At 58.0% G+C, this 12637-nt stretch carries 12 protein-coding genes; 8 read left to right on the forward strand and 4 right to left on the reverse strand.

Features of this window, described 5'->3' with window-relative positions:
• Positions 1-121: 121 nt before the first annotated feature.
• Both GNG29_RS05220 and fadM read left to right on the forward strand, forming a co-directional pair.
• On the forward strand, positions 122-508 hold the full coding sequence (locus tag GNG29_RS05220) for a helix-hairpin-helix domain-containing protein (protein WP_103178485.1): 387 nt from the start codon (positions 122-124) through the stop codon (positions 506-508).
• Between the two features lie 96 nt (positions 509-604).
• A complete protein-coding gene (fadM, locus tag GNG29_RS05225; protein ID WP_103178486.1) occupies positions 605-1003 on the forward strand; it encodes a long-chain acyl-CoA thioesterase FadM in 399 nt (132 codons plus the stop codon).
• A gap of 52 nt (positions 1004-1055) precedes the next feature.
• On the opposite strand, the gene queC is transcribed toward fadM, so the two are convergent.
• Both queC and GNG29_RS05235 read right to left on the reverse strand, forming a co-directional pair.
• The gene (gene queC / locus GNG29_RS05230) at positions 1056-1751 is read right to left on the reverse strand and encodes a 7-cyano-7-deazaguanine synthase QueC (RefSeq protein ID WP_103178487.1); all 696 of its coding nucleotides are present in this window, start codon (positions 1749-1751) and stop codon (positions 1056-1058) included.
• Positions 1752-1817: 66 nt separating this feature from the next.
• Entirely contained in the window at positions 1818-3518 is a 1701-nt protein-coding gene (locus GNG29_RS05235; protein WP_156654001.1) for an SgrR family transcriptional regulator, read from the reverse strand.
• A gap of 100 nt (positions 3519-3618) precedes the next feature.
• On the opposite strand from GNG29_RS05235, the gene cof reads away from it, so the two are divergent.
• Positions 3619-4437, forward strand: a complete 819-nt coding sequence (gene cof / locus GNG29_RS05240; RefSeq protein ID WP_156654002.1) for an HMP-PP phosphatase — start codon at positions 3619-3621, stop codon at positions 4435-4437.
• 40 nt (positions 4438-4477) lie between these two features.
• On the opposite strand, the gene GNG29_RS05245 is transcribed toward cof, so the two are convergent.
• Positions 4478-5524, reverse strand: a complete 1047-nt coding sequence (locus tag GNG29_RS05245) for a PLP-dependent cysteine synthase family protein (RefSeq protein ID WP_103178490.1) — start codon at positions 5522-5524, stop codon at positions 4478-4480.
• Between the two features lie 115 nt (positions 5525-5639).
• On the opposite strand from GNG29_RS05245, the gene GNG29_RS05250 reads away from it, so the two are divergent.
• The 5 genes from GNG29_RS05250 (at position 5640) to amtB (ending at position 11528) form a co-directional block, all read left to right on the forward strand.
• Complete coding sequence (locus GNG29_RS05250; RefSeq protein ID WP_168192003.1) at positions 5640-6098, forward strand: Lrp/AsnC family transcriptional regulator; 459 nt, start codon at positions 5640-5642, stop codon at positions 6096-6098.
• A 30-nt stretch (positions 6099-6128) separates the two neighbouring features.
• The gene (locus GNG29_RS05255) at positions 6129-7901 is read left to right on the forward strand and encodes a SmdA family multidrug ABC transporter permease/ATP-binding protein (protein ID WP_103178491.1); all 1773 of its coding nucleotides are present in this window, start codon (positions 6129-6131) and stop codon (positions 7899-7901) included.
• Positions 7894-9672 carry a SmdB family multidrug efflux ABC transporter permease/ATP-binding protein gene (locus tag GNG29_RS05260; protein WP_103178492.1) on the forward strand — a complete coding sequence of 593 codons (1779 nt, stop codon included), beginning with the start codon at positions 7894-7896 and terminating at the stop codon, positions 9670-9672. Before GNG29_RS05255 ends, GNG29_RS05260 begins: the two co-directional genes overlap by 8 nt.
• A gap of 197 nt (positions 9673-9869) precedes the next feature.
• A complete protein-coding gene (glnK, locus tag GNG29_RS05265; protein WP_103178493.1) occupies positions 9870-10208 on the forward strand; it encodes a P-II family nitrogen regulator in 339 nt (112 codons plus the stop codon).
• A 33-nt stretch (positions 10209-10241) separates the two neighbouring features.
• On the forward strand, positions 10242-11528 hold the full coding sequence (amtB, locus tag GNG29_RS05270) for an ammonium transporter AmtB (RefSeq protein ID WP_032616850.1): 1287 nt from the start codon (positions 10242-10244) through the stop codon (positions 11526-11528).
• A gap of 96 nt (positions 11529-11624) precedes the next feature.
• Here the strand turns inward: amtB and tesB are convergent, their stop codons facing one another.
• A complete protein-coding gene (gene tesB / locus GNG29_RS05275; protein WP_103178494.1) occupies positions 11625-12485 on the reverse strand; it encodes an acyl-CoA thioesterase II in 861 nt (286 codons plus the stop codon).
• Positions 12486-12637: the final 152 nt, after the last annotated feature.

The raw sequence follows: 12637 nt of genomic DNA on the forward strand, positions 1-12637 counted from the left end.
ACATACTGCAATACCAAAAGGCCGCTTTCGCGGCCTTTTCCATTTCTGCAATCTGCTGTTTGTGCCTGAAAAGCGGCCCGAATAAGGTAAGGGGGCTGTCAACAAACAAGGAGAAAACAGCATGAAACATGGAATCAAAGCCCTTTTCATCACGCTTGCCATCGTAACGGCGGGGTTGAGCCACAGCGCGCTGGCGGCACCCTCGGTCGCGAAAACGCCGGTCACGCAAAGCAAATCTGAGCCGTCGGTCTCCGTCACATCATCACCGCAGTCGAAAGCCGCCGCGAGCAGCAAAAACGGCGAAGAGGAAGGGGTGCGGGTCAGCATTAATTCTGCATCGGCAGAGGAGCTGGCAAAGGTGATGAATGGCGTGGGGATAAAAAAAGCCCAGGCGATCGTCAGTTACCGCGAAGAGTACGGTCCGTTTAAAACTCTGGACGATCTCCGGCAGGTTCCGGGTATGGGTGGGGCGCTGGTGGAACGTAATCTTGCGCACCTGATGCTGTAATAACTTGCACAGTGGTAAAAATTTGCCAGGATAAAGAGGTCGTACCAGTTATGACCTCTGAATCTTATAATTAACTACCCTGAAGGCTATTGCGCTATGCAGACCCAAATCAAAGTTCGCGGTTACCACCTTGATGTTTACCAACACGTTAATAACGCCCGTTATCTGGAGTTCCTCGAAGAGGCGCGCTGGGATGGACTGGAAAACAGCGACAGTTTTCAATGGATGACCGCGCACCGTATCGCTTTTGTGGTGGTGAACATCAATATCAACTATCGCCGGCCCGCAGTGCTCAGCGATCTACTCACCGTGACCAGCCAGCTACAGCAGTTGAACGGGAAAAGTGGGGTATTGAGCCAGGTGATCACCCTGGAGCCGGAAGGACAGGTGGTGGCAGATGCATTGATTACCTTTGTCTGCATCGATCTGAAAACGCAGAAAGCGCTGCCGCTGGAGGGGGAGTTACGTGAGAAGCTGGAGCTGTTAATCAAATAACCCCGCTTCTGATGCCGGGCGAAGCATCTTTTCACCCGGCAGACCGCTCCGGTCAGTTAAGACCGGTTTTTTTCTTCAGAGCCGCCATCACCCCGGCTTTATCCGCCAGATAGTGATTCAGGCCATTAGCGCGCAGATTACACGCCGCACACTGGCCGCAGCCATCGCCTTTGATGCCGTTGTAGCAGGTGAGCGTTTCGTTACGCACCAGATCCAGCTTGCCCCAGTAGTCGGCCAGCGCCCAGGTTTCGGCTTTATCGAGCCACATTAGCGGCGTTTCGAAACGGATATCTTTGGCCATGCCGAGGTTCACAGCGTGGTTAAGGGCTTTAACAAACTCATCGCGGCAGTCCGGATAGCCCGAGAAGTCGGTTTCGCACACGCCGGTGATGATTGCCTCGGCTTTTACCTGGTAAGCATAGATGGCCGTCAGGGTCAGGAAGAGGATATTACGCCCCGGTACGAAGGTATTCGGGATCCCCTCGGCATCCGGTTCGTAGTCCGGTACCGGAATGCTGTCCCGAGTGAGGCTGCTCACCGCCAGTTCGTTGAGCAGAGTGACATCCAGCACCTTATGCGCCCGTGCGCCGAGTTTCACCGCCAGTTTTTGCGCGACCTCAATCTCTTCGCTATGGCGCTGGCCATAGTCAAAAGTCACACAATGGACTTCATCATATTGCTGCAGAGCCTGAACCAGACAGGTCGTGGAGTCCTGACCTCCACTGAAGACGACAACGGCACGTTTCATTAATCTTCCCAACTTTGACGGTTAAAGACCTATGGTAGCGTCTGCCCGTGGCGGCGACCAGCTTCTTCACGTTTTCGGCGCTGGCAGCCAGGCCTCGGTAAAGTCAAACCAGCCGCGCGGATTCAGCCGGATACCATTTACCCCCGGCGGGGCGCTGATTTGATATTGATAGTTGAACAGCGGCGTCAGCACGGCACGCTTCATCAGGCGGGAGTAAACCTCTTTCAGCGCCAGATGGCGGGCAGAACCGTCGGGTTGGGTCTGAACGGCATCCAGGGTCGCCATCAGGTGCGCGAACTCCGGTGCGCTGAGCAGATAAGGCCACAGGGCATCACAGCGCAGCCACTGCTCCAGGGTGTATTCTGGCGCCTCGCCAATTAACCTGTCCCCCATCATGATATCCGCCTCCGCCAGGGCGGTGCAGCCGTCCCAGGTTTTGGCGTCATGAAACATCACTCTGAGCTGACACCCTTCCTGCGCCAGATAGCGTTTCAACTGTTCCGCCATGGTATGCAACTCCACCGGCAGGTGATAAAGCAGAGTGAGCGTTTCCGGCAGAACGGTCTCCTGTTCCCGCGTCCACTGCGGGATTGACCAGCCCGGCAGCAACTCCTGGGTCGGCGTGATGAGATTCTCGTCCAGCGGCAGCGTATGCAGCAGCGACGAGTGATGGATGATCTCGATCATCCGTCGGGCCTGCGCTTCGCTTAGGCGATCGCTCTGTTTCAGCGTGAGGTAGCAAAAACCGAGGCTGATGCTGTTACTGACCAGCCGCAGGCTGGCAAGCTCCTCCGGCTCACCGATGGCAATCTGCACCGGATGACGACAGCTGGTACCTAAATCCTGGTCAAAAAGTTGAGGCGTGATCCAGTATTCGATCGCTTTCAGCAGCGGATGCCCGAGGTGGTACTGCTCGTGGCTTTCCAGCCGGACCAGGTCAGGATCGAAGATTGCCAGGCGAAACGGCCCGCTCCCGGTCAGGGGCTGTTCAGGATGGGCAAGGTGGCTGCAATAGCTTGCCAGCCGGTGCGCCAGCCAGTAGTCGGGATGGTGTAATACAAAAGTCAGGCACTGAGGATGGGTGACCTCAATTTGCCTCACGCTGTTAAACAGCTTGCGCAGCGCGGGCAGGGTAAGCAGCTTCGCCAGCTGGCTCTGGAGCTGGGTTGCCTCGACTTTATCCCCGTTGTGCCAGTGCAGCGTGGAGCGAATGTAGAAATGCCAGCGCAGCCCGTCGGTCGAGATATCCCAGTGATGCGCCAGATCGCCCACAGGTTCGCTGCGGGTATCGTCGAACCGGGTCAGTCCGGAAAAGATCTGTCCCACGAGATGCTGTTCAGCGCGGCCCGGCAGAAAACCAGGCTGGAGCGGATCGAGTGGACGGTAATAGGGAATGCGCAGCGTCGGCGTATCATTCTGCCACTGCCCGCCCAGAAAAGGATGCAGCAGCGCGCGCAGCGCCTGGGGGGCCAGCTGTGCCAGCGCCAGGGCGTTCTGCTGATGCCCGCTTTTCAGCGCCTCTTCCATCATCGCGTTACGTAACGATTCCGGCGTGACGTAAAAGCGTAGCTCACCGCGCTTTCCGCGTCCGGACTGCGCATGCCAGCTGAGCCAGCCCGCCTCCTGGGCCTGACGCAGCAGGGTGCGGACATGCCGTTCACTGCAAAAACAGCGGCTCGCCAGCTCTGCCACGCTGACCTGCTGTGGCGCACCGGCAGAGGGCTGCCACAGTCGCTGGTACTGATTAAGTCGATTAAGCTGGCGCATCGTAAACCCGGAACAATAATGTCCATCTATTCAGTATTACTTCCGTATATACCAGGCAATACTGTTGCACAAGTTACCTCTTCACATTTTTGGAGTTCTCATGGCGCGGCTGGCGGCATTTGATATGGACGGCACCTTGTTAATGCCGGATCACCGTTTAGGCGATAGGACGCTGAGCGTGCTTAAGCGGCTGCGTGAGCGTGATATCACGCTCACCTTCGCCACGGGTCGTCATGTGCTGGAGATGCACCACTTAATGGGGGTGCTCTCCCTCGACGCCTTTTTGATTACCGGCAACGGCACGCGCATTCACTCTCTGGAAGGGGATGTGCTTTATCGCCAGGATCTCGCCCCGGATGTGGCAGAACAGGTGCTGCACAGCACATGGGATACGCAGGCCAGCATCCACGTTTTTAACGATACCGGCTGGCTGACAGGCAAGGAAATCCCGGCGCTGCTCGAAGCGCACGTCTATAGCGGCTTCCAGTATCAGGTGACCGATCTGCGCCGTATTCCGGCCCATGCGGTGACGAAAATCTGTTTCTGCGGCGATCATGACGATCTGTGCCGCCTGCGCATTCAGCTCAACGAGGCGCTGGGCGGCCGCGCGCATCTCACCTTCTCGGCCATCGATTGTCTGGAGGTGCTGCCGGTAGGGTGCAACAAAGGCTCCGCGCTGGCGGTGCTGAGCGAACATCTGGGCCTGAACCTGCAGGAGTGTATGGCGTTTGGCGATGCGATGAACGATCGCGAGATGCTGGGCAGCGTGGGGCGCGGCCTGATTATGGGCAATGCGATGCCGCAGCTGATCGCCGAGCTGGCGCATTTACCGGTTATTGGACACTGCCGCAACGAGGCCGTGTCCCATTTCTTAACCCATTGGCTGGATACACCTGATCTTCCTTATTCCCCCGAATAGTGAGACCCTTCCAGCAAGCCAGACAAACGTCTGGCTTTTTTTATTTTACCAGCCGGGTGATTTCCGCAAGCCACGGCGCCACATCGCCAATATTCGCTTTTACCCATTCGGCGTTGTAATAGGTCTCCAGATAACGCTCACCGCTGTCGCACAGCAGCGTCACGACAGAGCCGGTTTGCCCTGCCTCACGCATCCGCGCGGCCAGCTGTAACGCGCCCCACATATTGGTGCCGGTTGAGGCCCCCACCTTGCGGCCCAGCTGCGTTTCCAGCCAGAGGGCGGTGGCGACGCTCGCGGCATCCGGCACGCGGAGCATCTCGTCCACCACATCCGGAATAAACGATGGTTCGACGCGCGGGCGGCCAATCCCTTCTATTTTGCTCCCGACCGGGCTGCGCAGGGCAGGATCGCGCTGCTGCCAGTAATCCAGGAATACGGAGTTCTGCGGATCCACCACCATAAGACGGGTATCGTATCCCTGGCAGCGAATATAGCGGCCAATGGTGGCCGAGGTGCCGCCGGTGCCAGCGCTCATCACGATATGGGCCGGTACCGGGTTAGGCTCATTCTGCATCTGGCGGAAGATACTGTCGGCAATGTTGTTATTGCCGCGCCAGTCGGTGGCCCGCTCCGCGAAGGTAAACTGGTCCATATAGTGGCCGTTCAGCTCCCGGGCCAGCATCTCTGAGGCGGCATAAATTTCACAGGCGCTTTCCACAAAGTGACAGCGACCACCGTAAAATTCGATCTGTTCGATTTTACGTTTCGCCGTACAGGATGGCATAACGGCGATAAACGGCAGGCCGAGCAGGCGGGCAAAATAGGCCTCAGAGACGGCGGTGGAACCGGAGGAGGATTCAATAATGGTGGTGCCTTCATTGATCCAGCCATTACACAGCCCATACAGGAACAGCGAGCGCGCCAGACGGTGCTTCAGGCTGCCGGTGGGGTGGGTACTTTCGTCTTTCAGATAGAGCTGGATACCCGGAAAACCGGGCAGGGCAAGGCGAATAAGGTGTGTATCCGCCGACCGCTGATAATCGGCGTTAATTTCACTGATGGCATTTTTAACCCAGGTGCTATTCATCGAAGTTATCCATTTGTCATTTTGTGCCCAGCATAGCGAAAAGCACAGAAAAAATTGTTGCTATCTGACCTTTAAAATAGAATGTGAAGAGAAAAATTTTCTCTGCGGGGTGGTTATGCTAGATAAAATTGACCGTAAGCTGCTCTCCTTACTGCAAAGTGACTGCACCCTCTCTTTGCAGGCGCTGGCGGATGCCGTTAATCTGACCACCACGCCCTGCTGGAAACGCCTGAAACGACTGGAAGACGAAGGCATATTGCTGGGGCGTGTGGCGCTGCTCGATCCCGAAAAACTGGGGCTTGGCCTGACCGCGTTTGTGCTGATAAAAACGCAGCACCACAGCAGCGAATGGTACTGCGGATTCGTTAGCGTGGTTTCACAGATGCCGGAAGTGCTGGGCTTCTGGCGCATGGCGGGCGAATATGACTACCTGATGCGCGTACAGGTAGCTGACATGAAGCGCTATGATGACTTCTATAAACGGCTGGTCAACAGCGTGCCGGGTCTGACGAATGTCACCTCCAGCTTTGCGATGGAACAGATAAAATACACCACCGCCTTACCCATTGAATAACCCGGAATACAATCCTCAGGAAAAGACCGCGTGCGATTATTTGCTCAGTTAAGCTGGTACTTTCGCCGGGAGTGGCAACGCTACCTCGGTGCAGTCGCCCTGCTTATTATTATTGCCATTCTGCAGCTCATCCCACCAAAAGTGGTGGGCTACGTTGTGGATGGCGTTACGGAACAGCATTACACCACCGCACGGGTGATGATGTGGATCGGCATGCTGGTCCTGACGGCGGTGGTGGTCTACCTGCTGCGCTATGTCTGGCGCGTGCTGTTGTTCGGTGCGTCATACCAGCTTGCCGTCGAGCTGCGGGAAGATTTTTACCGCCAGCTCAGCCGCCAGCATCCGGAATTTTATCTGCGCCATCGCACCGGCGACCTGATTGCCCGCGCCACCAATGACGTGGATCGCGTAGTCTTTGCCGCCGGGGAAGGGGTATTAACCCTGGTGGACTCGCTGGTGATGGGCTGCGCGGTGCTGATCGTCATGTCGACCCAAATCAGCTGGCAGTTAACCCTGCTGGCGCTCCTGCCAATGCCTCTGATGGCCCTGGCGATCAAACGCTACGGCGATCAGCTTCACCAGCGCTTCAAGCTGGCGCAGGCGGCGTTCTCCACTCTTAACGACCGTACCCAGGAGAGCCTGACCAGTATCAGGATGATCAAAGCCTTTGGCCTGGAGGATCGTCAGTCGGCGCTGTTTGCCGCCGACGCGGCGGATACCGGGGCCAAAAACCTGCGCGTCGCCCGGATTGACGCCCGTTTTGATCCCACGATTTATATCGCCATCGGCACCGCTAACCTGCTGGCCATTGGCGGCGGAAGCTGGATGGTGATTAACGGCTCGCTGACGCTCGGACAGCTGACCAGCTTTGCCATGTATCTGGGGCTGATGATCTGGCCGATGCTGGCCCTGGCCTGGATGTTTAACATTGTCGAGCGCGGCAGCGCGGCCTACAGCCGGATCCGCGCCATGCTCGCCGAAGCGCCGGTGGTCAACGACGGTAGCGAGACGGTACCGAACGGACGCGGCGAGCTGAATGTCGCCGTCCGCGCCTTTAGCTATCCGCAGACGGAACAGGTCACGCTTGAAAACGTCCACTTTACGCTGCAACCGGGGCAGATGCTGGGCATCTGCGGCCCAACAGGCGCCGGCAAGAGCACCATTCTGTCTCTAATCCAGCGCCACTTCGATATCCCTCAGGGTGAGATCCGCTTCCACGATATTCCACTGCCGCAGCTGCGGCTGGATAGCTGGCGCAGCCGCCTTGCGGTGGTGAGCCAGACGCCGTTCCTCTTCTCCGATACCGTCGCGAATAATATTGCGCTGGGTTGTCCGCACGCCACACGCGAGGAGATCGAGCACGTTGCGCGTCTCGCCAGCGTCCATGACGATATCCTGCGCCTGCCCCAGGGCTATGAAACCGAAGTGGGCGAGCGCGGCGTGATGCTGTCGGGCGGGCAGAAGCAACGTATTTCCATCGCCCGTGCGCTGCTGCTGAATGCCGAAATCCTGATCCTCGACGATGCCCTTTCCGCCGTCGATGGCCGTACTGAACATCAGATCCTGCATAACCTGCGACAGTGGGGGGAGGGGCGCACGGTGATCATCAGCGCCCATCGTCTCTCGGCCCTGACCGAGGCGAGCGAAATTCTGGTGATGCAGCACGGGCACATTGCCCAGCGCGGGCAGCATGAGCAGCTGGCGGAACAGCCGGGCTGGTATCGCGATATGTACCGTTATCAACAACTGGAAGCGGCGCTGGATGAGGTGCCGGAGACGGACGAGGAGGCCGCCGATGCGTAGTTTTTCCCAGCTGTGGCCTACCCTGAAGCGCCTGCTGGCCTATGGCTCGCCGTGGCGCAAACCGCTGTCGCTGGCGGTGGTATTGCTGTGGATTGCGGCGATAGCCGAAGTGACCGGCCCGCTGCTGATCAGCTATTTCATCGACAACATGGTGGCGAAAAACTATCTGCCGCTCGGTTTAGTCACCGGGCTGGCGGTGGCCTATGTCGGGCTACAGTTGCTGGCGGCGGGGCTGCACTACGCCCAGTCGCTGCTCTTTAACCAGGCCGCCGTGGGGGTGGTGCAGCAGTTGCGCACCGACGTGATGGACGCCGCGCTGCGCCAGCCGCTGAGCGCGTTCGATACCCAGCCTGTCGGGCAGATTATCTCCCGCGTGACTAACGATACGGAAGTGATCCGCGATCTCTATGTTACGGTGGTGGCGACGGTGCTGCGCAGCGCCGCGCTGGTCGGCGCTATGCTGGTGGCGATGTTCAGCCTGGAGTGGCGCATGGCGCTGGTGGCGATGGCGATTTTCCCGGCGGTGATGATTGTGATGATCATCTACCAGCGCTACAGCACACCGATTGTGCGCCGGGTGCGAACCTATCTGGCGGATATCAACGATGGCTTTAACGAGGTCATCAATGGCATGAGCGTGATTCAGCAGTTCCGTCAGCAGGCGCGCTTTGGCGAACGGATGGGCGAGGCCAGCCGCTCACACTACATGGCCCGCATGCAGACCCTGCGTCTGGACGGTTTCCTGCTGCGCCCGCTGTTAAGCCTCTTTTCGGCGCTGGTGCTGTGCGGGTTGCTGATGCAGTTTGGCTTTGCCGCCCGTGGCACCATCGAAGTGGGGGTGCTGTATGCCTTTATCAGCTATCTGGGCCGTCTTAATGAGCCGCTGATTGAACTCACCACCCAGCAGTCGATGTTGCAGCAGGCGGTGGTCGCCGGTGAGCGCGTTTTTGAGCTGATGGATCGCCCGCGCCAGGCCTATGGGGATGACGAGCGCGAACTGCAAAGCGGCGAGATTGAATTTGATCATGTCTCCTTTGCCTATCGCGACGATCGCCTGGTATTGCAGGATATCAACCTGACGGTACCGTCCCGAAGCTTTGTCGCGCTGGTGGGGCATACCGGCAGCGGTAAAAGTACCCTCGCCAGCCTGCTGATGGGCTACTACCCGCTCACCGAAGGTGAAATTCGTCTGGATGGGCGCCCGCTGTCGACCCTGAGCCACGCCGTGTTGCGTAAAGGGGTGGCGATGGTGCAGCAGGATCCGGTGGTTCTGGCCGACACCTTCTATGCCAACGTGACGCTGGGGCGGCCGTTTAGCGAAGAGCAGGTGTGGGACGTGCTGGAAAAGGTGCAGCTGGCGGATCTGGCCCGCGGCCTGCACGACGGTATCCATACCCGGCTGGGCGAGCAGGGTAACAATCTGTCAGTCGGGCAAAAGCAGCTATTAGCGCTGGCCCGGGTGTTGATCGATACGCCGCAGGTGCTCATCCTCGATGAAGCCACCGCCAGCATCGATTCCGGCACCGAGCAGGCGATCCAGCAGGCGCTGGCGGCGGTACGCGAACAGACCACCCTGGTCGTGATTGCTCACCGCCTGTCGACCATTGTTGAGGCAGATACCATTCTGGTGCTTCATCGCGGCCAGGCGGTTGAGCGCGGTACCCATAAGCAACTGCTTGAGGCGAAAGGGCGTTACTGGCAAATGTATCAACTGCAGCTCGCTGGCGAAGAGCTGGCCGCCAGCGCGCGGGAGGAGTCCCTCAGCGCCTGATGCACTAAAATTAAGCAACCTGCCAGCCGCTGAATCGGTTGGTGCAAAAATGAAACGCACCCTGCACTGTCATGGTGCGTTTTTTTTCGCCATCTTATCGCGATGCCTCGTATTCACGCCCTTTTCACTTTTGGCACACCCCTTGCAATACCACCTTCGTTAGCTCGCCAAAACCGAATTCTGACTGGAGGGGATATATGAAGCTGGTTACCGTGGTAATCAAACCATTCAAGCTCGAAGACGTGCGTGAAGCGCTCTCTTCAATGGGTATTCAGGGGCTGACCGTCACCGAGGTGAAAGGCTTTGGTCGACAGAAGGGGCATGCAGAGCTCTACCGTGGCGCGGAATATAGCGTCAACTTTCTGCCAAAGGTGAAGATTGACGTGGCGATCGCCGACGATCAGCTGGAAGAAGTCATCGACGTGATTAGCAAAGCAGCCTACACCGGCAAAATTGGCGACGGCAAAATTTTCGTTGCTGAGCTGCAACGCGTTATTCGCATTCGTACAGGCGAAGCCGACGAAGCGGCACTGTAAAACAGCAGGCACACAGTGATAGGGATCGAGAAAATGAACACAACAACACTTAAAGCAGGTCTGGGGTCTCTGGCGCTGTTGCCGGGGCTGGCAATGGCTGCACCCGCGGTAGCAGACAAAGCCGATAACGCCTTTATGATGATTTGCACCGCGCTGGTGCTGTTTATGACCATTCCGGGGATCGCGCTCTTCTACGGCGGCCTGATCCGCGGCAAAAACGTCCTCTCCATGCTCACCCAGGTGACGGTGACCTTCGCGCTGGTTTGTGTGCTGTGGGTGGTTTACGGCTACTCGCTGGCCTTCGGGGAGGGCAACGCCTTCTTCGGCAGCTTTAACTGGGCGATGCTGAAAAATATCGAGCTAACCGCGGTAATGGGCAGCTTCTATCAGTACATCCACGTGGCGTTCCAGGGCTCGTTCGCCTGTATCACCGTCGGGCTGATTGTTGGGGCGCTGGCGGAACGTATCCGCTTCTCCGCCGTGCTGATCTTCGTGGTGGTGTGGCTCACGCTCTCCTACGTGCCGGTGGCGCATATGGTGTGGGGCGGCGGCCTGCTGGCCTCTCATGGCGCGCTGGACTTTGCGGGCGGTACCGTTGTGCATATCAACGCCGCGGTAGCGGGGCTGGTGGGAGCATACCTGATCGGCAAACGCGTCGGTTTTGGCAAAGAGGCCTTCAAACCGCACAACCTGCCGATGGTCTTTACCGGCACGGCTATCCTCTACTTCGGCTGGTTTGGCTTTAACGCAGGCTCAGCAAGCGCAGCAAACGAAATCGCGGCGCTGGCCTTCGTGAATACCGTTGTGGCGACAGCGGGCGCAATCCTCTCCTGGATCTTTGGCGAGTGGGCGGTACGCGGCAAGCCTTCGCTGCTGGGTGCCTGTTCCGGTGCCATTGCCGGTCTGGTAGGCATCACCCCGGCCTGTGGCTTCGTCGGTGTCGGTGGCGCGCTGATCATTGGTATCGTGGCAGGTCTGGCCGGTCTGTGGGGCGTAACGGCGCTGAAACGTGTTCTGCGTGTGGACGACCCGTGTGATGTCTTTGGTGTGCACGGCGTGTGCGGCATCATCGGCTGTATCATGACCGGTTTCTTCGCCTCAACGTCCCTTGGCGGCGTGGGTTATGCGGAAGGCGTGACCATGGGTCACCAGGTTCTGGTTCAGCTGGAAAGTATCGCCATCACGGTGGTCTGGTCGGGTGTGGTGGCCTTTATCGGCTACAAGCTGGCAGACATGACGGTGGGGCTGCGCGTACCGGAAGAGCAGGAGCGCGAAGGTCTGGACGTCAACAGCCACGGCGAGAACGCATACAACGCGTAAAGTTAAAGTATTGCCCGGTGGCGCTACGCTTACCGGGCCTACGGATTGTGCTTTTGTAGGCCGGGTAAGGCAAAGACGCCGCCCGGCTTTTTCATATCATCCGCGGTTACGCATCACCCCTTCCTGCACGGTGGAGGCCACCAGCACGCCATCCTGGGTATAAAACTCACCACGAACAAAGCCGCGAGCGCTGGATGCCGAGGTACTCTCCACGCTGTACAGCAGCCACTCATTCATATTAAACGGACGGTGGAACCACATCGAATGGTCGATGGTGGCAACCTGCATCCCTTTCTCAAGGAAGCCCACACCATGTGGCTGCAGGGCAACCGGCAGGAAGTTGAAGTCGGAGGCATAACCCAGCAGATATTGATGCACGCGGAAATCTTCCGGCATCGCGCCGTTCGCGCGGATCCAGACCTGACGAGCCGGCTCCGCAATATGGCCCTTCATTGGGTTGTGGAACTCAACCGGGCGGATCTCCAGTGGTTTATCGCAAAGAAACTTCTCTTTAACCTGCGGAGGCAGCAGATGCGCCAGCGCACGGGCAATGTCCGTCTCGGAACGCAACGCGTCGGGTGCGGGGGCAGGGGGCATCGCTTTCTGATGCTCATAGCCCGGCTCCGGCGCCTGGAATGAGGCGGTCATGTAAAAGATTGGCTTGCCGTTTTGCACCGCCGCCACGCGGCGGGCGCTGAAACTGGTGCCGTCGCGCAGGACTTCAACGTCATACACGATGGGCTTCTGGCTGTCGCCAGGGCGCAGAAAATAGCTATGAAAGGAGTGCACAAAGCGCTCCTGGGGTACGGTCTCTTTTGCAGCGTAGAGGGCTTGTCCCACAACCTGGCCGCCGAAAACCTGGCGTAATCCCAGATCTTCGCTTTGTCCCCGAAAGAGTCCTTCTTCAATTTTTTCCAGGTTTAATAATGTCAGCAGATTGCTTAATGCCTGACTCATAGTCGTCCTCAATTAATACGCCGTGGCGAAAGATACGCAGAGTATAACGCAGAAATGCAAGTGGTCCGATGGGTGCAATAATCTGAATAACAGGGGGATTCCAGGCATAAATAATTGATCTGTGCCACACTTAGTCTCGTTATCTTTATGTT

The organism is Leclercia sp. Colony189 (genome assembly GCF_009740165.1).
Taxonomy (GTDB): domain Bacteria; phylum Pseudomonadota; class Gammaproteobacteria; order Enterobacterales; family Enterobacteriaceae; genus Enterobacter.

Coding starts and splice junctions, on each gene's coding strand:
- GNG29_RS05260 (WP_103178492.1), top strand. CDS start 7,894: ATGCGTAGTTTTTCCCAGCTGTGGCCTACCCTGAAGCGCCTGCTGGCC.
- tesB (WP_103178494.1), bottom strand. CDS start 12,485: ATGAGTCAGGCATTAAGCAATCTGCTGACATTATTAAACCTGGAAAAA.
- cof (WP_156654002.1), top strand. CDS start 3,619: ATGGCGCGGCTGGCGGCATTTGATATGGACGGCACCTTGTTAATGCCG.
- GNG29_RS05245 (WP_103178490.1), bottom strand. CDS start 5,524: ATGAATAGCACCTGGGTTAAAAATGCCATCAGTGAAATTAACGCCGAT.
- fadM (WP_103178486.1), top strand. CDS start 605: ATGCAGACCCAAATCAAAGTTCGCGGTTACCACCTTGATGTTTACCAA.
- GNG29_RS05235 (WP_156654001.1), bottom strand. CDS start 3,518: ATGCGCCAGCTTAATCGACTTAATCAGTACCAGCGACTGTGGCAGCCC.
- glnK (WP_103178493.1), top strand. CDS start 9,870: ATGAAGCTGGTTACCGTGGTAATCAAACCATTCAAGCTCGAAGACGTG.
- queC (WP_103178487.1), bottom strand. CDS start 1,751: ATGAAACGTGCCGTTGTCGTCTTCAGTGGAGGTCAGGACTCCACGACC.
- GNG29_RS05220 (WP_103178485.1), top strand. CDS start 122: ATGAAACATGGAATCAAAGCCCTTTTCATCACGCTTGCCATCGTAACG.
- GNG29_RS05250 (WP_168192003.1), top strand. CDS start 5,640: ATGCTAGATAAAATTGACCGTAAGCTGCTCTCCTTACTGCAAAGTGAC.
- amtB (WP_032616850.1), top strand. CDS start 10,242: ATGAACACAACAACACTTAAAGCAGGTCTGGGGTCTCTGGCGCTGTTG.